General features: G+C 66.3%; 15 protein-coding genes, 1 tRNA gene and 1 pseudogene. 5 read left to right on the top strand and 12 right to left on the bottom strand.

Annotated elements, in window-relative coordinates; all coding sequences use genetic code 11:
• Positions 1-20 precede the first annotated feature (20 nt).
• A complete protein-coding gene (locus KRR26_RS19920) occupies positions 21-2852 on the top strand; it encodes a type I polyketide synthase (RefSeq protein ID WP_217080556.1) in 2832 nt (943 codons plus the stop codon).
• Between the two features lie 27 nt (positions 2853-2879).
• Here the strand turns inward: KRR26_RS19920 and KRR26_RS19915 are convergent, their stop codons facing one another.
• The 3 genes from KRR26_RS19915 to folD form a co-directional block, all read right to left on the bottom strand.
• A complete protein-coding gene (locus tag KRR26_RS19915) occupies positions 2880-3143 on the bottom strand; it encodes an acyl carrier protein (protein ID WP_120209757.1) in 264 nt (87 codons plus the stop codon).
• Positions 3144-3210: 67 nt separating this feature from the next.
• Entirely contained in the window at positions 3211-5457 is a 2247-nt protein-coding gene (locus KRR26_RS19910) for an RCC1 domain-containing protein (RefSeq protein WP_233577422.1), read from the bottom strand.
• 475 nt (positions 5458-5932) lie between these two features.
• On the bottom strand, positions 5933-6817 hold the full coding sequence (gene folD, locus KRR26_RS19905; RefSeq protein ID WP_120209755.1) for a bifunctional methylenetetrahydrofolate dehydrogenase/methenyltetrahydrofolate cyclohydrolase FolD: 885 nt from the start codon (positions 6815-6817) through the stop codon (positions 5933-5935).
• Positions 6818-7121: 304 nt separating this feature from the next.
• Here folD and KRR26_RS19900 point away from each other — a divergent pair, with 304 nt between their 5' ends.
• Positions 7122-9401 (top strand): RCC1 domain-containing protein, encoded by a 2280-nt coding sequence (locus KRR26_RS19900; RefSeq protein WP_236068850.1) that lies wholly within the window; start codon positions 7122-7124, stop codon positions 9399-9401.
• Between the two features lie 459 nt (positions 9402-9860).
• Here the strand turns inward: KRR26_RS19900 and KRR26_RS19895 are convergent.
• The 7 genes and pseudogenes from KRR26_RS19895 to KRR26_RS19860 all read right to left on the bottom strand — a co-directional run bounded on the left by KRR26_RS19895 (position 9861) and on the right by KRR26_RS19860 (position 15709).
• Positions 9861-10883 (bottom strand): annotated as a pseudogene (locus KRR26_RS19895) (IS5 family transposase).
• 164 nt (positions 10884-11047) lie between these two features.
• Entirely contained in the window at positions 11048-12118 is a 1071-nt protein-coding gene (locus tag KRR26_RS19885; RefSeq protein WP_217080554.1) for a hypothetical protein, read from the bottom strand.
• A gap of 12 nt (positions 12119-12130) precedes the next feature.
• A complete protein-coding gene (locus KRR26_RS19880; RefSeq protein ID WP_217080553.1) occupies positions 12131-12931 on the bottom strand; it encodes an immunity 49 family protein in 801 nt (266 codons plus the stop codon).
• On the bottom strand, positions 12928-13512 hold the full coding sequence (locus KRR26_RS19875; protein ID WP_217080552.1) for an imm11 family protein: 585 nt from the start codon (positions 13510-13512) through the stop codon (positions 12928-12930). Before KRR26_RS19875 ends, KRR26_RS19880 begins: the two co-directional genes overlap by 4 nt.
• A gap of 6 nt (positions 13513-13518) precedes the next feature.
• The gene (locus KRR26_RS19870) at positions 13519-14286 is read right to left on the bottom strand and encodes an AHH domain-containing protein (protein WP_217080551.1); all 768 of its coding nucleotides are present in this window, start codon (positions 14284-14286) and stop codon (positions 13519-13521) included.
• 54 nt (positions 14287-14340) lie between these two features.
• Positions 14341-15381, bottom strand: a complete 1041-nt coding sequence (locus KRR26_RS19865; RefSeq protein ID WP_217080550.1) for a hypothetical protein — start codon at positions 15379-15381, stop codon at positions 14341-14343.
• A 229-nt stretch (positions 15382-15610) separates the two neighbouring features.
• A tRNA-Sec gene (locus tag KRR26_RS19860) sits at positions 15611-15709 on the bottom strand.
• 173 nt (positions 15710-15882) lie between these two features.
• Between KRR26_RS19860 and KRR26_RS19855 the strand changes: the two genes are divergently transcribed.
• Positions 15883-18237 (top strand): DUF3857 domain-containing transglutaminase family protein, encoded by a 2355-nt coding sequence (locus tag KRR26_RS19855; protein WP_120209753.1) that lies wholly within the window; start codon positions 15883-15885, stop codon positions 18235-18237.
• 15 nt (positions 18238-18252) lie between these two features.
• Here KRR26_RS19855 and KRR26_RS19850 read toward each other — a convergent pair whose 3' ends face one another.
• Complete coding sequence (locus KRR26_RS19850) at positions 18253-18519, bottom strand: hypothetical protein (protein WP_233577420.1); 267 nt, start codon at positions 18517-18519, stop codon at positions 18253-18255.
• Positions 18520-18584: 65 nt separating this feature from the next.
• Complete coding sequence (locus tag KRR26_RS19845) at positions 18585-19661, bottom strand: metallopeptidase family protein (protein WP_120209752.1); 1077 nt, start codon at positions 19659-19661, stop codon at positions 18585-18587.
• 93 nt (positions 19662-19754) lie between these two features.
• Between KRR26_RS19845 and KRR26_RS19840 the strand changes: the two genes are divergently transcribed.
• Together KRR26_RS19840 and groL are read left to right on the top strand one after the other, a co-directional pair.
• Positions 19755-20111 (top strand): response regulator, encoded by a 357-nt coding sequence (locus tag KRR26_RS19840; RefSeq protein ID WP_120209751.1) that lies wholly within the window; start codon positions 19755-19757, stop codon positions 20109-20111.
• 157 nt (positions 20112-20268) lie between these two features.
• Positions 20269-21915, top strand: a complete 1647-nt coding sequence (gene groL, locus KRR26_RS19835; RefSeq protein WP_120209750.1) for a chaperonin GroEL — start codon at positions 20269-20271, stop codon at positions 21913-21915.
• The last annotated feature ends 55 nt before the right edge of the window (positions 21916-21970 follow it).

Raw genomic sequence — 21970 nt, 5'->3', positions numbered from 1 at the left:
CCTCGCCTCGAAAGACACCCATGACGACGGATTCCTCGCCTCGCATCTCCGAGTTGCCGCCGCTCAAGCTGGCGCTGGCGGCGCGCAAGCTCCAACCCAAGCTGGCCCTCGCGCTGAGCGAGCCCATCGCCATCATCGGCATGGGCTTGCGCTTCCCCGGCGGAGCGGACACCCCCGAGTCCTTCTGGGAGCTGCTCGACCAGGGTCGCGACGCCATCTCGACCATCCCCGCGTCGCGCTGGGACCTGGACGCGTACTACGACCCCACGCCGGGCACGCCTGGGAAGATGTACACCCGCCACGGCTCGTTCATCCAAGGCGTGGAGGACTTTGACCCGCAGTTCTTCGGCATCTCGCCCCGCGAGGCCGCGCGGATGGATCCGCATCAGCGGTTGCTCCTGGAGGTCTCCTGGGAGGCGCTGGAGCGCGCGGGCCTGTCCGCGACCGACCTGAAGGGAAGCTCCACCGGCGTCTTCGTCGGGATGATGAACGAGGACTTCTCGCACCTGATGAAGGACGCGACGCAGATTGATCTGCACACCGCCTCGGGCTCCGGGCTGAGCGTCGCGGCGGGGCGGCTCGCGTACATCCTCGGGCTCCAAGGCCCGACGCTCGCGGTGGACGCGGCCTGCTCGTCCTCCTTGGTCAGCGTGCACCTCGCGTGTCAGAGCCTGCGCACGCGCGAGTGCGACCTCGCGCTGGCGGGTGGCATCAGCCTGGTCCTCTCGCCGCTCACCTCCGTGGTGAACTGCGCGATGCGGATGCTCTCCGTGAAGGGCCGATGCAGCACGTTCGACGCGGGGGCGGATGGCTTCGTCCGGGGCGAAGGCTGCGGGATGCTCGTCCTCAAGCGGCTCTCGGACGCGCTGGCGGATGGCGACCCCATCCTCGCGCTCGTCCGAGGCTCCGCGACGAACCACAGCGGCCAGTCCAGCGGCCTCACGGTCCCCAACGGAACCGCGCTGGCCAAGGTGATGCGGGCCGCGCTCCAGGCCGGCGGAGTCGAGCCCGCCCAGGTGAGCTACCTGGAGGCGCACGGAACCGGGACGGCCATTGGCGACCCCATCGAGATGGAGGCGCTCGGTCGCGTCTTCGGCCCTGGGCGCACGCGCGACAACCCCGTGCTCGTCGGCTCGGTGAAGACCAACATCGGTCACACCGAGGGCGCGGCGGGCGTCGCGGGCATCATCAAGGTCGTGCTCGCGCTCCAGCACGAGCGACTCCCCGCGCACCTCAACCTGGAGACGCCCAACCCCAACATCCGCTGGAGCGAGCTGCCCGTGAGCGTCACCCGGAGCGCCACGCCCTGGACGCGGGGTGCGCAGCGGCGCATCGCTGGGGTGACCGCGTTCGGCTTCAACGGCGCCAACGCGCACGTGCTCATCGAAGAGGCTCCCACCCTGGAAGGCGAGCCGTCGGCGGAGCTTCCCGCGACGCAGCTCCTCACGTTGTCGGCGAGGACGGCCCCCGCGCTGCGCGAGCTGGCGCAGCGGTACGTGACGCACCTGTCCCCGGACGATGCCTCGCCCGCCCCGTTCGCGAACGTCTGCTTCACCGCGAACACCGGGCGCGTGACGTTCAGCCATCGACTCGCGCTGGTGGCCTCGAATGCCGCCGAGGCCCGACGGAGTCTCGCGGCCTTCATCGACGGCACCGAGGCTGGCGCGGGGAGATGGGCAGGCACCGGCAGGCAACGCCCTCGGCTCCTCTTCCTCTTCGGGGGCGCGAACGGGGAGGGGCTGGAGTGGGGCAGCGCGCTCCTGGAGTCCGAACCATCCTTCCGCGAGGCCGTGAAGCGCTGCGAGAGCGCGCTGGGGCGGCCCCTCCTCGACGCGCTGCTCGCCGCGAGGGGCGAGGACTCCGCAACGCTTCCTCCGCGAGTCGCCCTGCCTGGACTGTTCGCGTTGCAGGCCGGCCTCGTGCGCCTCTGGAAGGACTGGGGCATCACGCCCGCATGCCTCGCGGGCATCGGCGCGGGGGAGTTCGCGGCAGCGTGCGCGGCCGGCGCGATGTCGTGGGAGGACGGGATGCGCCACGTCGCGGCCCTGGCCGAACGCCTGGAGCGCTCCGCGCCGGGAGCGATGCTGACGCTCGAAGCCTTCGAGTCGCACGAGGCCACGTTGGCCCTGCATCCCGACGTCAGTTGGGTGGGCGTGTCCGTGGACGGCCGAGGCCACTTCTCGGGTGAGCGCGCGCAAGTCGATGCGCTCGCGGCCGACCTGCGCAGCCGAGGCGCGTCGTTCGAGCTGCGTGAGTCCTCGCACGCCTGGAGCCCGGAGGTCTGGGGCGCGGCGCGTGAGGCACTCTTCGCGGCCGCACGCGCGAACGGCGCGGATCATCCCCGCGCGCCCTGGAGTTCGTTCCTCGTCGGCCCCTCCTGGGTCGCGCGAGCCGGAGCCCTGGCGCGGCTCACCCCCGTCGTGGAGGAGCTGCGCCGACAGGAGCTGAGCGGCGGCGTGGAGCTGGGGACTGGCACGGGCTGGGCGCCCCTCGCGGCGCGGCTCCGCTTGGTTTCCGACCCGCCCAACGTCTTCCCCATGCGAGGAGGCCAGGACGGCCGGGCGGCGCTCATGGCCTGTCTGGGAGGGCTGGTGGCGCTCGGCGCGGAGGTCTCCTGGAAGGACCTCTATCGCGAGCAGCGCCGCGACAAGGTCGTGCTCCCCACGAGCTGCTTCCAGCGCAGCCGCTACTGGTTCGAGCAGCCCGCACCGCCCGCGCCCCGAGTGGCGGACACGCTCGTCGGGGCACTGGCGGAGGACGCGGATGCGCTGGCGGGACAGCTCGAAATGCTGGAGCAGCTCTCGGACGAGCAAGTCCAGGCGCTGCTGGGACTTCAGAAGGACTCCCCCTGACGGAGTGGGGGAGTCCTCCCTGAAGTATCAGGGCGTGCGCACCCGCGCGCACGCGCACACCATGTCTGTGATTGCGGCGAGGGTCTGGAGGTTCTCGACCCTCATCGCATCCGCGGGCACGGTGATGCCGAACTGCTTCTCGACGAAAGCCATCATGCGCGCGGTCTCCAAGGAGTTGAGGACTCCCAACTCGAGCAGTGGCGTGGTGGACGTGAGATCCTCGGCGGCGTCTTCGAGAATCTCATGCGCGACATACTGAGTCAGGCTGGCGAGGATTTGCTCTGGATTCATGGCGTTGGACCCCCGTGGAGAGAATACAAAGAGAATCCAATCATCGCCAATCCCATTGCAATGAGTCTCACCACACCTGGACGGGTGTCATCTCGTAGCCGGCGCGGCCGTTGCCGAGCTGGCCGTAGAAGTTGTCACCCATGAACCAGGCCCGGCCATCCGAGGTCATCACCACCGAGTTCTGATTCCCGGCGAACACGCTCGTCACATCCGCGAAGTACAGGACGTGGCTGGGCACCAGGCGACTGCCATTTCCGCCATCGCCAATCTGCCCGGAGGCGTTGTTGCCCCAGCCCCAGTACGTGCCGTCCCCCGTCATGGCGAGTGCGTAGCGCCCGATGGAGGCCACGGACATCGCCGTCACGCCGGTCAGGTTCTGCACCTGCACGGGCAGCGCGCGCCGGGTGGTCGTGTTGTCGCCAATCTGGCCATACATGTTGTAGCCCCAGGCCCAGAGGGTGCCGTTCGCCTTCAGCGCCAGCGAGTGCTCCGCGCCAGCGGCCAGCGCCGTCACGCCCGGCGTGGTCCCGAAGCTCGTCAGCTTCGTCGGCCCCAGCTTGTTCGTGGTCGTCGTATCGCCCACCTGGCCATAGGCGTTGTAGCCCCAGCCCCAGATCGTACCGTCCATGAGGAGCGCGAGCGCGTGGTGCGCGCCCGACGCGAGCGACGAAACGCCCGCCAGTCCAGGCAGGAGGGTGGGCGTCAGGTGCTGGGTGCCCGTTCCATCGCCAATCTGCCCCAGGTCGTTGCGTCCCCAGCCCCAGACCGTGCCATCCAGCTTCAGCGCCAGCGAATGGTGCGTGCCCGCCACGACCGCCTTCACGCCCGTGAGGCCCGGCACCGGCGCGGCCACGGAGCGCGACGTGGTGGTGCCGTCGCCGAGCTGTCCGTAGTCATTGCGCCCCCAGGCCCACACCGTGCCGTCTGTCTTCAGCGCGAGCGAGTGGCTGTCACCGGCAATCACCGTCTGCACATCCGTGAGCCCCGAGACCTGCGTCATGGTCAGGCGCCGCGCGTTGCTCCCCTCTCCGAGTTGTCCCCATCGGTTCTCACCCGAGGCCCAGACGGTGTGGTCCGTCTTCAGGGCGAGCGCATGCTGGTTGCCCAGGGCGATGGACGCCACCCCCGTGAGCGGGAAGGCCGTGGGAGAGAGGAAGCGGGACGGCGTGCCGTCACCGAACTGGTTCGTATCCTTGCGGCCCCAGGCCCAGGCGGTGCCATCCGTCTTCAGCGCCAGCGAGTGGAAGTTGCCCGCCGTCACCACCGCGACGCCGGTGAGGCCCGGCGACTGCGTGGGCGTCAGCCGCTGGGTCGTCGTGCCATCGCCCAGCTGCCCCTGTCCGTTGGCGCCCCAGCCCCACACGGTGCCGTCCGACTTCAGAGCCAGTGAGTAGTCGTCACCCGCGGAGAGGCCCGTCACCTGGGTGAGGCCCGGCACGAGCGTGGGCGAGGTGCGATCCGTCGTCGTGCCATCACCGAGCTGTCCCGCGGCGTTGTCGCCCCACGTCCACGCGGAGCCATCCGACTTCACGGCCAACGAGAACCGGTAGCCCGCCGTGATGAGGGACACACCCGTGAGTCCGGGCACCTGCCGGGGCGTCAGCCGCTGGGTGAGCGTGCCATCGCCCACCTGTCCATCGGTGTTGTCACCCCAGGCCCACACGGTGCCATCCGCCTTCAGCGCGAGCGAGTGCCCATAGCCCGCGGCCACGGCCACCACGTTGCTCAGCCCCGACACCTGGACGGGTGAGCGACGCGCAGTCGTCGTCCCATCTCCCAACTGGCCCAGGGAGTTGTCACCCCAGGCCCACACACTGCCGTCCGACTTCAACGCCAGCGAGTGCCAGTAACCGGCCGCCACCGTCGCCACGTTGGTCAGGCCCGGCACCTGGATGGGCAGCCATCGCACGGTGATGGTTCCATCTCCGAGCTGGCCGTAGTTGTTCGTGCCCCAGACCCACACCGTCCCGTTCGCCTTGCGCGCCAGGTTGTGCAGGTTGCCCGCCGCGACCGCGGTGACCTGGGTGAGCCCTGGCACCTGCGCGGGCGTCACGCGACTGGTGTACGACCCATCGCCCAACTGCGCGGAGACGTTGTCGCCCCACGCCCACACCGTGCCGTCCGCCTTCACCACCACGGAATGCCCGATGCCCAGCGCCACGCTCTCGCGCGTCACCAGGGCGGACTCCGCCGTACCCAGGGGCTCGGCGGTGGGCGCGGGCCCCTCGCCCGAGCAGCCCACGCACGCCATCACCACGGACCACAGCCAGACGGACCTCAATACCTCCGATACGGCGGGACGCCTCGCGCTCATGAACACCCTCCAGGTGAGACAGCGGCCCTGGCGTACTCCAATGTCGCTGGCGGGGCTAACGAATAATTCATGGAAAACAGTGATGGCGTTCTGGGCGGCTTGGAGCATGAGTTGTCAAGGTTGAGCCGGGTGTCTCCGCGATGTGACGGTGTGGGTGCGCGATGGGTGTCTGTGAATGCGCGAAAAGGCAGCGCCCGGGAGCAGGGATGCCGAAGCGGGGCGCGGAGATGAGAGGGATTGAGTGGCAAGACAGGACGGGCATGCAGGCCGCAGCATCCGCATTACTGCGTTGTGTGAGTCATCTGGGCGTCGCGGGCTGGTCGCAGGGCGCGAGAGGGCCACGCGTGGGTTGTACGCGGACTCACCAGGTTCTGTTTCGTCGCACCCCGTCTCGCCAGCGGCTCTGGGAGCTGCGCCGGAAGGGGAGGGGCGGGGAGACACGCCGCCTCCCGCGGGAGTGTGGCCTTCGTCTGGGTCAGGCCTGCTTCGCGTGAGTCTGCCGCGCGGCCTGGATCGTATTGGCCAGGAGCATGGTGATCGTCATGGGACCCACGCCGCCGGGCACGGGCGTGATGGCCGAGGCCACCTGTCGGACGGCGTCGTAGTCCACGTCACCGACCATGCGATATCCGCGATCCGAGCTCGTATCGGGCACGCGGTTCTGGCCCACGTCGATGACGACGACACCGGGCTTCACCATGTCGGCGGTGATGAGGTTCTGCTTGCCCACCGCGACGATGAGGATGTCCGCCTGCCGAGTGTACGTGGCGAGGTCAGGCGTATGCCGGTGGGTGAGGGTGACGGTGGCGTCCGGGCCCGGCGCCATGAGCAGCGAGGCGAGCGGCTTGCTGACGATGAGGCTCCGGCCCACGATGACGACGTGCTTGCCGCGCGTGGGGACGTTCTCGCGGCGGAGCATCTCCATGATGCCGGCGGGCGTGCACGGCACGAACGCGCGCGGGTCGCCCACGAAGGCGAGCCCCGCGTTGAGCGGATGAAAGCCATCCACGTCCTTCTCGGGGCGGATGTGCTCGAGGACGGCCTTGTAGGGCAGGTGGGCGGGCAGGGGGAGCTGGACGAGGATGCCGTGGACCGTGGGGTCCTGGTTCAAGCGATCGATGACCGCGAACAGCTCATCCTTGGAGACGTCCTCGGGCAGGTTCAGCGTCTGCCCCCGCATGCCGAGTGCCTCGCATGCTCGGGTCTTGCTGGCCACGTAGGCCTGGCTGGCGGGGTTGTTACCGACCAACACCACGGAGAGGCCAGGGGTGACCCCCGCGGCTTGGAGCGCCGCGACATCCTGGGCCATCTCGGCCCGCATCACTCGACTCAGCTCGGTTCCATCCAGGGTCCGCACCATGCGCGCGCTTCATACGCCAGATCGCGTGGGCTGACGCACCGCTTCTTCGGGATCCGCGCTCTGCGTGCAAGCCATCAGGCGCTTCGTCGCTCCGGAACAAGGTAGGCCCGAGTGGCACGTCCTCCGCCTCTCCGGGGCCCTCCGCCATGGAGCGCGGCCCTTTCCACGGCGGGGCCGTTCGTTCAATCCGCCTGAATCCACCTCATTGCGTTGATATCTGCATAAGTTGAAATTCGAGAAATTCATTTGGTCCGAGGTGTCGCTGATCTACGAAGTCGCCTTCCTCACATCCAGGAGGGAGTCCATGGGAGCAAGGAAGCACGCTGTATCCTCTGCCTTCGGAGTCATCTGGCGGTTGTGCGTGGTGGTGGCGGCGCTCGGCTGTGGAGGCCCGGAATCGCGTGGGTCCTCCGGGAGCGAGGCCGTCGCGAACGGAGTGGGGCCCGAAGGCCAGGGGGCGCTCGGCACGCACCGCGCGAGCCTGCTGTCGCCGTCCATGCTCTCGGTGTCGTCGCACAGCTTGCTGCTGAAGTCGGATGGCACGGTGTGGGCGTGGGGCACGAACTTCGGGGGCGAGTTGGGTGATGGCACGACCACGCATCGGCGCACGCCCGGGCAGGTGGTGGGCCTCACGAACGTGACGGCGGTGGAGGCAGGAGACAACCACTCGATGGCCCGCCGCGCGGATGGCACCGCTTGGGTGTGGGGCTACAACACCTACGGGCAACTGGGAGATGGGACGACGACGGGGCGGCTGACGCCCATTCAAGTCCCGGGGCTCTCGGGCGTGGTGGCGCTGTCGGGCAGCTTCATGAACTCGCTGGCGTTGAAGTCGGACGGCACGGTGTGGGCATGGGGCTCGAACGGCTCGGGCCAGATTGGAGATGGGACGACCACGCAGCGACTGTCGCCCACGCGGGTGGCGGGACTCACTCAGGCGACGGCGGTCTCCTCGGGCTACGCGTTCGGGATGGCGCTGCGCGCGGACGGCACCGTGTGGACCTGGGGCGACAATTCCTCGGGGCAATTGGGGAACGGCTCGACCACGAACCGCGCGACGGCGGCGCAGGTGCCGGGGCTCACCGGTGTGGTGTTCGTGAAGGCAGGGCATTCCAGCGCCTATGCCCTGAAAGCAGATGGCACGGTTTGGGTTTGGGGAGACAACTACAACAGCGTGCTCGGGATTGGGGATGAGCTGATGGCCTCGCGGTCGTCGCCCACGCAGATCCCTGGCCTCTCGGGCATCGTCTCCGTGGATGCGGGCGAGCACTATGTGATGGCCCTGAAGACAGACGGAACGGTCTGGGCATGGGGGTACAATCAGTATGGGCTGATGGGCAACGAGTTGCCTGGCGTCCGGCTGTCTCCCACGCGAGTCACGAGCCTCGCGGACGTGGCCGTCCTGAAGACGGGGCGCTACCACGCGACCGCGGTGAAGACGGACGGCACGGCCTGGGCCTGGGGCCTTCACGACGACTTCCGCTACGGAACCTTCGCGGAGTCTGATGGCACGGTCCCTTCGGCCACGCTGTTCACCGGCGCGCAGCGCGTCTCGGCGGGGATGTATCACTCGCTGGTGCAGCTCGCGGACGGCACGGTGTGGGGCTCGGGATACAACACGGTGGGGCAACTGGGCGACGGGACGACGACGCGACGCGAGTCGCCCACGCAGGTCCCCACGTTCACGGGAGCCAGCGCGGTGTCCACGGGCACGACCCACACGCTGGCCTTGAAGACAGACGGAACGGTCTGGGCTTGGGGAGACAACTCGCAGGGCCAGTTGGGGGATGGGACGCTGACGCCGCGCCTCGTTCCGGTCCAGGTGTTGGGGTTGAGCGGCGTGTCCGCCGTGGCGGCGGGCCGTGACTTCTCGGTGGCCCTGAAGTTGGACGGCACGGTCTGGGCCTGGGGGCTCAACACGAGTGGGCAGATGGGAGATGGCTCGGGGCTCAGCAGCGCCGTCCCGGTTCAGGTGTTGAACGTGACGGGAGTGTCGGCCGTGTCGACCTCGGCCCGCGCGGACCACGCGTTGGCGTTGAAGTCGGACGGCACGGTCTGGGCCTGGGGTTCCAATTCGTATGGTCAGTTGGGAGATGGGACGACCACCCAGCGGTTGGCACCGGTTCGACTGCTCCTCACGGGAATGACAGCGGTGTCGGCGGGCACGCAGCACTCGTTGGCACTGAAGTCGGGCGGCACGGTCTGGGCGTGGGGGACGAACACCTACGGCCAGGTGGGTGACGGCACGGTGACGCGGAGGTTGTCGCCCGTGCAGGTGGTGGGGATTGGCGGCGTGAAGGCGCTTGCGGCGGGAGACACCCATTCACTGGCGCTGAACGCGGGCGGCACGGTGTCTGCCTGGGGCGCCAACAGTTGGTACCAATTGGGCGACGGAACGCGCGGCAACCAGCTGGCGCCGGCGACTGTCTTTGGCGTCGCGGGAGTGACGGCGCTGTCCGCGGGTTACCACCACTCGCTGGCGTTGCGGTCGGACGGCTCGGTCTGGGCCTGGGGTGACAACCTCTACGGTCAGGTCGGGAACAACAAGTCCGGCTTCACGCCAGTCCCCGTGCAGCTGTGGTGAGTCACCGCGGCTGAGTCACAGCATGAGTATCCGCGCCGTGGGGCCCGCGGCGAAGTGAGTACGGGCTTCACGGTGCGCGGTCGCACCGCCGCCGGACGAGTGTCCTGACTCAAGGGGGCTGACGGCGTGCCTGGGGCGCGGGACTCTTCGTTCGCAGCTCGGCGCGCGGACGGCCGACACCTCCTGAATGACGCTTATTGGTCACTCTTGTTTGAACCGGCATTTGAATCACCACGACTGAGGACCGATCTCGGAATCTTCTGGGCGCATCCTCCGCCATCCGAAGAGGTCGTCGATGTCGCCAGATCTGTTGCAGTGGGGGCATCTCGTAGTTTGTCCGTGGCGCGCGCGAGCGCGACGCAACTCGTCTTCGGTGAACGTCCCTTCCTGGGGCTTGGTTTTCTGAGCTGGTTTCGGAATCGAGATCCCGCGCCACGTATCCTGGCCGAGCCTGAGCACCTATTTCGGTAGGAGCGAGTGGAACCAAGTGATGATGCCCAGCGCGAAGTGGCGCATCGTAACGTAGGTGTCCTCTCGCTTCTCCCAGCGCACCAGCAGACGGCGGAAGCGGTTGAGCCAGGGGTGGGTTCGCTCGACGACCCATCGCGGCGAAGGGCGTCGACGCTGTGTGCACCGAGGCCTCACCTGGGAGCGTCGTTTGGGGGGCCGGAGCGTAAAGCCATACTCCAGGGCCATCTCGCGCACGGGCCTAAAGGCATACCCCAGGTCGACACACAGCGTCTGGCGACGACCCCGGCTTGGCAGGGGCCTTCGGACGGGAATCGATTCAAGCGTGGAGCGCGCCAGCTTGAAGTCGTTCGTGTTGGCTCCAGCGACCACGAGGCCGAGGGGGACGCCGCGCGAGTCTGTCAGCAGACTGCGCTCGGTGCCCCGCCTCGCTCTGTCGGTGGGATTGGGGCCGGTTTTTCCCCCGCCCAGCGGCGCTTTGCCCTGGGTCCCGTCCAGCGCCAGCTAGCGCCAATCAATCCCCGCCAGGCCGTCATGGGCAATCAACCCTTGGCGCCAGAACTCGCGGAAGACGCCCGCGGCCAACCATTCCCGGAAGCGTCTATAGGCGGAGGACGGATGGCATAGGCCCGTGGCCTTCAACGCGCCCCTCTGCATCCCTGGGCGCAGCACCAGGAGAATCCCATCCGGGGCTTGTCGGTCGGGCACCCCAGGCGCACCTCCTACCTCCGCCCTGAACACCCTTCCGGTCGCGGCGCTCGCCGAACACGGCACCCATCCGTCTTCAACCGCTCTCCACACGTCACTCGCCGGACGGTTACCAAAAGAGCGCCGAGGACACGCCTGCGCCAGAGGCTTGGCGGAGCGTCGCGCTCGCAGGCGGCGAAGGAATTCTCTGTGTGAGAAGCCCGGTCGATGCAGCGGCACGACGTCTCCTGTCTCGCGGTACAGCCAGCCGCAAGACGCGGCTGACCGTCGCCTCGCCAACTCCCAACAGGTGGGCAATCTGCGCATACGACAGGCCCCGTCGTGGACGGCCCGCACGATGGCCCGTCGCAGCTTCTCCGGGGAGGGATGTCCTTCGCTCACCCCCAGGGAAGATCAACCCTCTGCGATCGCGTCTATCGCGCCTTGGGTTGACGCCAGGGACAGTTGACTGGTCCGAGGCGCGTCCCGTGTTACGACCACTTGCGAATAACACAGGCACTTGCTGCTCCCGAATCCGCGAGGGTCCAAATGAGGGTGGCGTCGGTTCGTGCGTATCCTCGAACGAAGGCGCGGGCGGCCAGGCACAGCGAGATGGCCGCGCTGGTAGTTCCAGTATCGCCCAGTGAGGTCGCGGGCCAGGTCTCGCGCACGGTGTTGCTCAGCCGCTGCGGTGGAATACGTACGCGTGCCATACCCCAGGCGAGTGCTCTTCGCTCCTCACCGTTCAGATTGCCAAGAATATCGCCGACAGGAGCGGCTTGGCTTTCGGCCAGGACTGAGTTGATGGCAGCCGAGAGAACGAGCCCCTGTTGAATGGCTGTTGCCCTGGGCGCCGCTCGCTCCTGGATCGCAACTGATTCCAGCACTGCCTCAGTGCGTGGACTCAGGCGCCTCGGCCCTTCAACAAGAAGGCAGACGCCTGCCTCCCCAGGCATGATTCCGATCGCGCTTGATGGGGTTTTCAGTCGATGGGCGGAGTGAAGCCATTGGAGGGATGCCTCGTCGGTGAGACTGTCAACCGCGAGGATGATCGCCCGCTGCCAGGCGCCAGCTGCAATCTTCTGCTGGATGAGTTGCAGCGCCTGGAGTGGCGAGTTGATGCCCGTGGAGAGGGTGACAGTATCTGTGCTGGAGATGTGGAGTCCGGCGGCTGCGATGAGGCGGAGAGCCAGCAGACGTACCTCGTCTGACGCGAACTGGAATCGGTCCCCTGAAATCTCTGGCGTGCAGAGAATGAAGCCACAGGCTTGTGCGAATCTCTCTCGGGCTTCGAGCATGCCGCTGTGGCGAAGCATGTCAGAGAGTGCGAGTCGTCCCAGGCGAGACCAGCGCCCGATGCCCTGGAAACCGTCGGTGAATCCCCTGACAGGGTGCCCGGTGAGTGCGACCTCGTCCTGTGAGTCGATGTCCCAGGTACGGAAGGTCTCGATGGGACTTGGCCGGACGATGTCCGCACGGATGGCGGCACATGTCCCTTCGGATGACAGGCCCACCGAGCTGATGAGACCAAGACCGGAGAAGGTGATTGGAAATGCAGACATATCGGAGAACTGTCAAGCCCCACGACGCCAAGATGTGAGTCCAGGGTAGCTGTTCCGCGAACTTGCCAGCTCAATGAGTTCACTCGGCACGCGTGGGAAGTTCCAGGTTCTCGTCTGCATTCCTAGGTCCGCCGCGATGCGGACAATCGCAATGGCCTGAATGTCGATGAAGCGCTCCGTGTGGAGGAAGACCGAGTGGAGGTCTCCGAGTTCTGCCGCCCGCGAATAGTTCGCCGCCCGACGAGTTATAATCTGGTGGAGGGCATTCTGCGTGTTGTTGGAGTTTCGCTCCTGCAGTGCGTGGCAAAGATTGAGATAAGGGTTGTCGGTTGCGGCTACGACGTGGCTGAGTCGGTTCAGGACGAGGTCACAATCTCTCGGTGTGCGTCGCCCATGAAGGGCCAGGAATCGCGTTTGCAGAAATTGAATGAACAAGAAGTCGTCCTCGTACTCCAGGTTCGCGACCCAGCGCTCGTCACAGTATTCGGCAAGGAGTTCTGCTGTGTTGAGGTCGTTGATGGCAATGCAATCAAAGAAGGCGCGGTTGCGTGAGGTTCGATGGAAGCGTTCGCTGGTGCTGCTTCCTTTCAAATAGTAGAGGCGAGTCTGACCCGAGCGATGGAGGTCGGAAATATAGCTCGTCGTGTCCCCGGTCTGCAGGAAGTGTGCAATGGCACGGAGGCGATAATAGAGGGAGAGGTTCGTCAGGTGCCCCTCATCGTCGGGAGGAAAGCTCCCCTCGGGTGGCAGCCCCTCGAGGAGCATGGAGATGAAGATCTCCAGCGTTTCCGTTGCGAGGTCGAGTCCCGTCACAGGTTCACCATGGCGGTGGACGGAAGAAGGTCGAGGCCGACGGCACCACTTGCGCGCAAGTCAGCGGCGAGGCGAGTCGTGACGATGATGATGCGAGGACGACTGGCGATACGGAAGATGTCGTCGCTCAGGTCGATGCGGGTGGGGTCGAGTACAAGCTTGGTGATACGGGTGAACTGGCCGGGCGCAAGGGCGCTTTCTTCGTAAAGGCTTGCTTCGCGGTCCACGCAATCCGTAGTTCGTAGGATGTTGGCGATGAAGAGCTTGTGCGGTTCCTCTCGTCCTTTGTGGTTGATGAGCCGGACGGGGACGAACTCAATGGCTGCGTTTGCGTAGGATTCGAGTATGTTTCGTACTCGCTCCGAGATGATGAGATATCCGAGCGTGTTTTCGATCGCGTCAGAAATCGCTTTCCCTCCTATTCGTTTGGACATAGAGAGGCGGAGCGGTTCGCGGGTGAGGGAGCTTCCGAGGAGTACCCCCTCGGTCGCCTGCCAGATATCGTCGGTGCCCTCGGGGAAGCGATCAATGACGCAGCCATCACGGAGGGGCTCCGCAGTGAGGATGAAGTACTCAGCCATGGCTGCTTACCAGTTGATGCTGTCGAGCTTTAGGTTGTCGAGATTGATGCCGGGGTTCTTTTCGCCCGAGTCAATGATGAATTGCCGGATGGCAGACGAGGCTTTCTCGAGCTCCTTCCTGCAGTCATCCTTGTTTGCGTCAGTCAGCTTGTGATCTGTCTGGTTCTTGTTCTTGGCGAGCTTGGCCTTGAGTTCGTTGAGGCGTTTCCCCAACTCCCTGCTGTATCCTGCGTGCTCGGCGGGACCATCGGGCGGGACGTGAGTTGGGAGCTTCAGAATCCTCGCGACCGTGTACTGTTTGGGCAAGATGATGACATTGGGCATCTCGTTGATGTTCCAGCGTGATGCCAGGATGATCGCCTGCTCGGTAGCGTCAGGAAATGCCTCCTGGATCTCACCGCACGCGATCACGTGATGTGTGTTGTGCCAGTACGGAGTCTTCCATTCGGTGAAATTGTCGCCGCGGTCAATGTCCCAGGCGCCGCTCGCCGGCGTAGAGGGATGAGATTTCGCAACGGCGGTTCCTCTCTTCGTGAGGGTTGGGCCGAGGCGATCCAACCAAATGTTGACCCAGCGCTCTGGTGAACGGAAGTTGGGAATGTTGTAGATGTTCTTCTCCGCCGCCTTTGAGTAGTCGTGAGCGTTCTTCCGATAGTTGCAACGTGGGAAGTCCTTGGCTCCGTAGTCGACATGTCGCCACAGGCATCCCGTTGTGGTGGGGCTGGTCTTGTGTTCATTCTCCTTCCAGTCGACAAGGTGGTCTTTGCTGCTCATGTCTGTCCCCCTGGCAATTTGCTTCTGGTGTGGTTGAGGTCTTGAGTGTGGTGTCTAGCTGGAGAGTTGAGCCGGGCTTGCCGCCTCGCGTGCGAGATGCCGAAGCTCGGAGAGCCTCGCCGGGGATAGGTCGCCGAGGTGCGTGACCTCGGGGGCGGTGAGGAGGGCGTCAATCTGTTCCGCGAGTCGTCGCGTGAGCAGTCCCGGGGATTGTCTTCCCGCTGCAATGGCTTGAGTGCAAGCAGTGCTGTTTCCTAAGAAGTAATGGGCGAGCATCCAATAATTTGTGAGCACAGGCATGCTCAGGAGAACCGCCTGCTCCGAAGCCCAATCAGCCATTGTCGGGGCTTGAGCGAGATGCTGCGCAAGAAGAGGATTCGAATGCCCCCAGGTCATTCGAATGAGCCACTGTGCGCGATGGTAGAGGGACTTGCTGTCCGGTGTTGTCTGTGCTGGACGCTGGCGTTGGGTCTCCAGTATTGAGTCGACTGAATCGGCCAGCGCCATGAGTTCCTCGTACCGCGCGATTCCGACTGCGCCCGGTGCCTGCTCCGAATCGGGACGCTCGTCCGAGACCCATGTGGTGAGCAGGAACGTCTTGAGGCTCTGGGGTTTGTCGAGGGCTCCGCGACCGTGCGTGACTTTGTGTACGCTGAGCAGGCCCAGTTCATCCGGGAGGAGACTGGCGAGGACTCGATCTCCTGCGGCGTCCTCACTCAGTTTGAACAGCCCGGTGAGTAGTTCCTCTGCATTGTGTGGAAGATAGCTTCCCGTCCGGAGCGCGTCGGAGGCTTGGGGCGTATCGGAGTTGAAGAAGTCGAGGAACAATGACCGGTCGCCGGAACCCCAGAAGCCTTCGTTGCCTTCTTCGACCCCCAGAGCCTCTTCGATGGCGAGCCACGTTTGGAACTCGTCCGGAGGTGTCCACCCAAACGTTCTCTCGAAGGTCTCGAGCAGAGCTCGTGCGTGGGATGGATCGCACGAGGAAAGCCGTTCGTTGAATTCGTCGGGCTGGCGAGCCACGATGCCCGCGACGAGTTCGGCAATGCCTGCACCTAGGAGCTCTTCGCGGGTCAGGGTGTCGAGTTTCAGCATGGTTCCACTTGGCATGAGACTTCGTGACACGACGCGTTGTGCGGATTATAGCCAAGGTCGCCGAGGCCGGGCTATCCGTGGCTGTGGCTGTCTATTTCGTTGAGCGGTCACATCTCAGTGGAAGCCTTGCCATGAGATTGCCGCGCTGCGTCTGGGCTGCGCGCCTGCGCACACCATTCACGTTGGGGCTCGTTGGCCACGTGAACTTGAAATCACTCAAGAAGAACGTTGGCGGTAGAGCATGAGAATCGAACTCACCAGAGACTGCTCTCACAGCCTCTCATCGGTTTTGAAGACCGAGCCGGCCACCAGGTCCGGAGGCTCTACCGCTTTCAATCCTAGGGGACCCCAGGCTTGAAGTCCCCTGAAGACCCGTGGACCTCTGGAGATTCTCGCGGAGTCGGGCCTCGGCGGCCTCGGAGTGGCGTTGCATCCGCCATTCTCGCGGGCCCATGATGCGCGACTTCTATTTCGCGCTCGCCGCGCTGTCGTTCCCTCTGCTTGAACTCCTACGTCTCCACCCTGGTCTTCTCCGTCGCGCTCTGTCTGCTCTCGAGCGCCGCACCCGCGAAGTCTCCGGAGCGCCCGTATCGCATGGGGCCCGCCGAAAGCTGGGTCTCCCCGCTCCCGCTCCCCGCGGACTCGGCCGCGCCCAGCAGTGCCTCGGATTCCGCGGGGACCGTCGAGCTTCTCTGGGAACAGCAGGAGCGGGTGGTGGGCCCCTCCGCGCAGCGCTTCATGCACCGCGCGATGCGAATCCTCTCGCAGGGTGGCATCCGTGATGCCACGGACATCCGCATCTCGTTCGATCCCGCCTACCAGACGCTGACCCTGCACGGCATCTGGCGCAGCCGCGACGGCAATCGCGAGGACATCCTCCGCACCTCGGATGTGAAGGTGCTTCAGCAGGAAGAAGATCTCGACTCCCAGCTCTACAACGGGGACCTCTCCGTCATCCCCCTGCTGCGCGACGTTCGCGTCGGGGACACCCTCGAGTACGCCTACACCATCGAGGGCTCCAATCCCGTCTTCGAGGGCCGATTCCAATCCGCGGTTCCGCTGGCGCACTACACCCCCGTGCTCCACTGGCGCTATGTGCTGCTCTGGCCGGAGCCGCGGCCCCTCGCCATGCGCACCCATGGCACCTCCGAGACCCAGTTCACGGAGTCGCGCGCGAATGGCATCCGGACGCTCGTATGGGAGCGCCAGCAGCTCGCCGCCGTGGTTCCGGAAGACCGCGTCCCCGTGGGCATCGCCATGTACCCGTGGCTCCAGTTGAGCGAGTTCGCCTCCTGGCAGGAGGTGGCGCGCTGGGCCTCCACGCTCTTCAGGGTGCCCGCGAAGTCGAAGGCGCTCGACGAGGAGATTCAACGCCTGGCGCGTGAGCCCACCGAGGAGGCGCGCTTCCTCGCCGCGCTCCACTTCGTCCAGGATGAGATCCGCTATCTCGGCATCGAGCTGGGCCCGAACTCGCACCAGCCTCACGCGCCCGATGATGTCCTCGCGCAGCGCTTCGGCGACTGCAAGGACAAGTCCCTGTTGCTCGTCACGCTGCTGAAAGGCCTGGGCATCGAGGCGAAGGCCGCCCTGGTGCACACCTCCCTCCAGCGCTACCTTGATGACTGGCAGGCCTCGGCGTATGCCTTCAACCACGCCATCGTGCGCGCGCGCCTCGGTGGCCGCGACTACTGGGTGGATCCCACCCAGTCGCAGGAGCGATGGAGCCTCGCCTCGTATCAGCCTCCCGAGTTTGCGCGGGCCCTGATCGTGGCTCCTGAAACGACGGGGCTGGTCGAGATTCCTCAGCCCAAGGTGGATGAGCCCAGCACGTTCGTGGAGGAGAACTACAGCGCGACCAAGCGTTACGGCGCGGCCGAGCTGCGCATCACCCGGACTCTCAAGGGGCCGGATGCGGTGCGGATGCGGCGGGCGATGGCGTCCATGACGCTGGCCGAGCTGTCCCGCACCTCCCTCAACGCTCAAGCGAAGCGGCACGCGAACCTGCGGCTCGGCTCTCCCGTCGTGGTGGAGGATGACGCGAGCCGCGATGTCTACATCACGCGCGAGCACTACCTCATCGACAACTTCTGGGTGGACGGGGCCAGCCACGAGTTCGCCGGCGCGATCGTGTCATCCCAGTTGTGGGAGCCGACCATCACCCAGCGGATCCACCCGCTGGAGATTTCGCATCCCGTTCATGTGCACCACCGCATCGTCGTGGAGGCGCCGCACGTCCTCGCCATTTCCTCGGAGCACTCCGCCGTGGAGGGGCCCGCCTTCCGCGTCGACTTTGGCGTCGAGGCGGATGGCCCTCGGCTCACGCTGGACTACGAGTACCGCAGCCTGAGCGCTGTCGTGGAACCCGCGAAGCTCAAGGAGCACCTGGACGCGGTGCGCAGCGTGGAGAACCAGATTGGCTACAAGGTCTCCGTGGGAGAAGAGGTCTACAGGGCGCCTCGGCCCGGCACGGAGCCGATTCGCTTCGGTTGGCAAGGCGTGCTCGCGGCGCTCGTGTTCTCGGGGACGGTCTGGTTCTTCATCAACCGTTCCCCGCTTCGACTGTGGCGCGACTTCCGCTCGTACTGGCGGCGGCGCGCCTTCGCTCGCAAGTTCACGGCCTCGGCCGGCGAGAACGCGCAGGCGCCCCTGCGCGTGTCGGGCGCGGGGCAGATCCGCGAGTACATGCAGACCGTGCGCTGCGCCTGCGGCAAGAGCGGCGCGGGAAGCTCCCCGGATTTGAGCTTCGAGGTCATCTCGCTCGGCGAGCGGAGCCTCGTCCTGGCGCAGTGGCACTGCGCGCAGTGCAAGCGCGAGCGCCGCGTCTACTTCGAGGACACCTCCGAGCGCGCCGCCTGAGCAAGTGCCCTGGAGTCAGTGACAGATTCCGGGGCAGTCCGCGCCGCCCGATGACGGGTTGCACGAGTCCGTGGGATCATCCACGCACTTCGCGTTGTCCGTGCGGCCCGGGCAGCCGCCCAGGAATCCGCCACAGCACTGCACGTAGTCGCCGGGGACGTCGCAGGGCCTGTCGAAGCTCTGACAGCCACCGCCGGCGCTGGGCCGCGCGAACACCGTCACGCGGTCGCACGTCACGTTGCCGCCTTCCCCGTCGAACGTGCACGACGACAGCCAGGCCATGGCCGCCACCAGGACGCCTCTCGCCAGTCCGTTCATGCCCCGCATGAGGGCAGGGGAGGGGGCAGCTAGTCCAGCCCTCGCTCCCACAGGTCGTCCTCGTCCAGGCCCATGAGGTGACCCACCTCGTGCATGACGGTGATGCCAATCTGCTCGAGCAGCTCGGCCCGCGTGCGCGCGAAGCGCTCCAGGTTCTTCTGGTACAGCACGATGGAGGCCGGGTACGGATCGAACCCGCCCATCACCGTGTTGCGCTCACCCACGGGCGTCCCTCGGAACACGCCGAGGATGCTCGGCGACAAGGGCGGGTGCTGCGCCAGCAGGTCCTCGTCCGAGGGCAGGTCCTCCACCGCCAGCGTCACGTGATCCAGGTACTGCTTCACCTGGGCGGGCAGCGCCTTCACCGCGTCCTCCACCGCGCGATCGAACGCCTCTTCCTCCAGCGCCACCGGTGGAGGGAACTCCTCGGGGGCGAGCGTCTGGGCCCGCTGGAAGCGCTTCTTCGCCTCCTTCGCGTCGCCCCGGCGCTCGGCCATCAGCCCCAGGTAGTGGTGGGCCCACGGCTCGTCTGGCATTTCCTTGAGGACCCTCTCGAAGGACTCCTGGGCGTGGGGGAAGCGGCAGGACTCGAAGAGCGCGATGCCGCGCTCCAACTGCGCGTCCACCGAGCGCGGCATGTGCCCGAGCGCCGCGTCCAGGCTCGCCAGCGCGCGCTCGCACTCTCCGAGCTGGTTGAGCCCCATCCCCTCGAGGAGGAGGAACTCGTAGAGCAGCTCCACGTCATCGGCCTTCTGGGCCAGCTTCCGTCCGCGAGCGCACAGCGTGAGCCCTTCCTCCAGGGCCTCGCGGTCGTCTCCCACCCGGCAGACCATGCAGTCGGCCGCGCTCAGCAGGATTTCCAGGTCGTCCGGGGCCGCACGCAGGGCTTGCCCGTAGGCGCGGCCGGCGTCCTCCAGGCGACCCAACTCCACGAGGCTGGCGGCTCGGTAGTGGAGGGCCTCGGGTAGGTCTGGCTCCTGGGCCAACAGGGCCTCGGCCCCGAGCAGCGCCTGGGCGAAGTCTCCGTCCTCGAAGGCATCCGCCACGCCCTCCAGGCGGGCCCCCGCGTCCACCGCCCCCCCTCGCTTCGCTGTGCGCTTCACCATGCGTCGAGGAGCTAAGAAGCCGTGCTGCGCGTTGTCAACGCCGGCAGCGGCTGTTACGTTGCGCGCCGGCTGAGACCCCCCGCCGCTCGTCCCGTGAACATCCTTGTCGTCGATGACGATCTCGAACTGTGCACCGTGCTCTCGCGCTTCCTGGAGACGCATGGGTACACGGTCTACTCGGCGGCCGATGCGCTGCAGGCACTCGATATCCTCGAGCGCCACTCCGTGGGCTTGGTCATCACTGACTACCTGATGCCCCACCTGGACGGCATCCACTTCACGGAGATGCTGAAGGCGGACCCGCGCTTCCAGCCCGTGCCTGTCCTCCTGATGACGGCCAGCACCGACACCGACATCACGGACCGGGGCCTGCGCAAGGGCGTGGCGATGACCCTCCAGAAGCCGTTGGACCTGGGGCAGCTGCTCAACCTCGTGCGCTTCGCCGAGTAACCCCCCAGGACCCAGGTTCCAGGCGTCCACCGGGTTACACCCGCGCCCCTTTCCGTTGACAACCTGGGTTGGGCCCTTATGTTGGCGCTCGCCATGGCCGAGTGCTAACGGTCATCGTCGTCAATACGAATTCCCCTAATTATTCCAGGAGGTTGCGATGGCAGCGAAGGAGATCTTCTTCCACCAGTCCGCCCGTGAGGCCATCCTGCGTGGCGTTCGCGTTCTGTCGGACGCGGTCGCGGTGACGCTGGGGCCCAAGGGCCGGAACGTGGTCATCGAGAAGAGCTTTGGTTCGCCCACGATCACCAAGGACGGTGTGACGGTCGCCAAGGAGATCGACCTCGAGAACAAGTTCGAGAACATGGGCGCGCAGATGGTGAAGGAAGTCGCGTCCAAGACCTCGGACAAGGCTGGCGACGGCACCACCACCGCGACGGTGCTGGCGCGCGCCATCTACGAGGAGGGCTTGAAGCTGGTGGCCGCGGGGCACAACCCCATGGACCTCAAGCGCGGCATCGACAAGGCCGTCGAGGTCGTGGTGGCGGAGCTGAAGAAGCTCTCCAAGCCCACGTCCGACAAGAAGGCCATCACCCAGGTGGGTACCATCTCCGCCAACGGTGACGAGACCATCGGCCAGACCATCGCGGACGCGATGGAGAAGGTCGGCAAGGAGGGCGTCATCACCGTCGAGGAGGCCAAGGGCCTCGAGACGACGCTCGACGTGGTCGAGGGCATGCAGTTCGACCGCGGGTACGTGTCCCCGTACTTCGTGACGAACCGCGAGCGCATGGAGGTGGTCCTCGAGGACCCGTACCTGCTCATCAGCGAGAAGAAGGTCTCGTCGATGCAGGACATGATCCCCGTTCTCGAGGCGGTGGCTCGCTCTGGCAAGCCGCTGCTCATCATCGCCGAGGACGTGGAGGGCGAGGCCCTGGCCACCCTGGTGGTGAACAAGATCCGCGGCGTGCTGAACGTGGCCGCGGTGAAGGCGCCGGGCTTCGGTGATCGCCGCAAGGCCATGCTGGAGGACCTGGCGGTCCTGACCGGCGGCACGGTGGTCAGCGAGGAGCTGGGCCACAAGTACGAGAACCTGACCCTCAACGACCTGGGCCGGGCCAAGCGCATCACCATCGACAAGGACAACACCACCATCGTCGACGGTGCGGGCCAGAAGGCCGCCATCGAGGGCCGCATCAAGCTCATCCGCTCGCAGATCGAGCAGACCACGAGCGACTACGACCGCGAGAAGCTCCAGGAGCGGATGGCGAAGCTCGTGGGCGGCGTGGCCGTCATCAACGTCGGCGCGGCCACCGAGACGGAGATGAAGGAGAAGAAGGCCCGCGTGGAGGACGCGCTGCACGCGACCCGCGCGGCCGTCGAGGAGGGCATCGTCCCCGGCGGTGGCGTGGCGTACCTGCGCAGCCTCAAGGCGCTGGACAACCTCAAGCTGGGTGGTGAGCAGGCGTTCGGCGTGGAGATCATCCGCCGCGCGCTGACCGAGCCGCTGCGGAAGATCGCCAGCAACGCGGGCGTCGAGGGCGCCGTGGTCATCAACAAGGTCATCGACGGCCAGGGCGCGTTCGGCTTCAACGCCCGCACCGAGGTGTACGAGGACCTGGAGAAGGCCGGCGTCATCGACCCGACGAAGGTGTCCCGCACCGCGCTGCAGAACGCCGCGTCCGTGGCGTCCCTGCTGCTGACCACCGAGGCGATGATCGCCGACCGCCCCAAGAAGAAGGCCAAGGGCGGCGGAGCCGGGGCCGGCGGCATGCCGGACTACGGCGGCGACGACATGGACTACTGAGCCAGTCCTCCCGTCTCTGACGTTCGCGGCCCCGGGCTCCTTCCTCACGGGAAGG

It is taken from the genome of Citreicoccus inhibens (assembly GCF_019039035.1).
Classification (GTDB): Bacteria; Myxococcota; Myxococcia; order Myxococcales; family Myxococcaceae; genus Citreicoccus; species Citreicoccus inhibens.
This window is presented reverse-complemented; position numbering and strand designations above follow the sequence as displayed.

What these genes read in the sequence shown, in the direction of transcription:
- KRR26_RS19920 (WP_217080556.1), top strand. Translation starts at nt 21, where the DNA reads ATGACGACGGATTCCTCGCCTCGCATCTCCGAGTTGCCGCCGCTCAAG.
- KRR26_RS19915 (WP_120209757.1), bottom strand. Translation starts at nt 3,143, where the DNA reads ATGAATCCAGAGCAAATCCTCGCCAGCCTGACTCAGTATGTCGCGCAT.
- KRR26_RS19910 (WP_233577422.1), bottom strand. Translation starts at nt 5,457, where the DNA reads ATGAGCGCGAGGCGTCCCGCCGTATCGGAGGTATTGAGGTCCGTCTGG.
- folD (WP_120209755.1), bottom strand. Translation starts at nt 6,817, where the DNA reads ATGGTGCGGACCCTGGATGGAACCGAGCTGAGTCGAGTGATGCGGGCC.
- KRR26_RS19900 (WP_236068850.1), top strand. Translation starts at nt 7,122, where the DNA reads ATGGGAGCAAGGAAGCACGCTGTATCCTCTGCCTTCGGAGTCATCTGG.
- KRR26_RS19885 (WP_217080554.1), bottom strand. Translation starts at nt 12,118, where the DNA reads ATGTCTGCATTTCCAATCACCTTCTCCGGTCTTGGTCTCATCAGCTCG.
- KRR26_RS19875 (WP_217080552.1), bottom strand. Translation starts at nt 13,512, where the DNA reads ATGGCTGAGTACTTCATCCTCACTGCGGAGCCCCTCCGTGATGGCTGC.
- KRR26_RS19870 (WP_217080551.1), bottom strand. Translation starts at nt 14,286, where the DNA reads ATGAGCAGCAAAGACCACCTTGTCGACTGGAAGGAGAATGAACACAAG.
- KRR26_RS19865 (WP_217080550.1), bottom strand. Translation starts at nt 15,381, where the DNA reads ATGCTGAAACTCGACACCCTGACCCGCGAAGAGCTCCTAGGTGCAGGC.
- KRR26_RS19850 (WP_233577420.1), bottom strand. Translation starts at nt 18,519, where the DNA reads ATGGCCTGGCTGTCGTCGTGCACGTTCGACGGGGAAGGCGGCAACGTG.
- KRR26_RS19845 (WP_120209752.1), bottom strand. Translation starts at nt 19,661, where the DNA reads ATGGTGAAGCGCACAGCGAAGCGAGGGGGGGCGGTGGACGCGGGGGCC.
- groL (WP_120209750.1), top strand. Translation starts at nt 20,269, where the DNA reads ATGGCAGCGAAGGAGATCTTCTTCCACCAGTCCGCCCGTGAGGCCATC.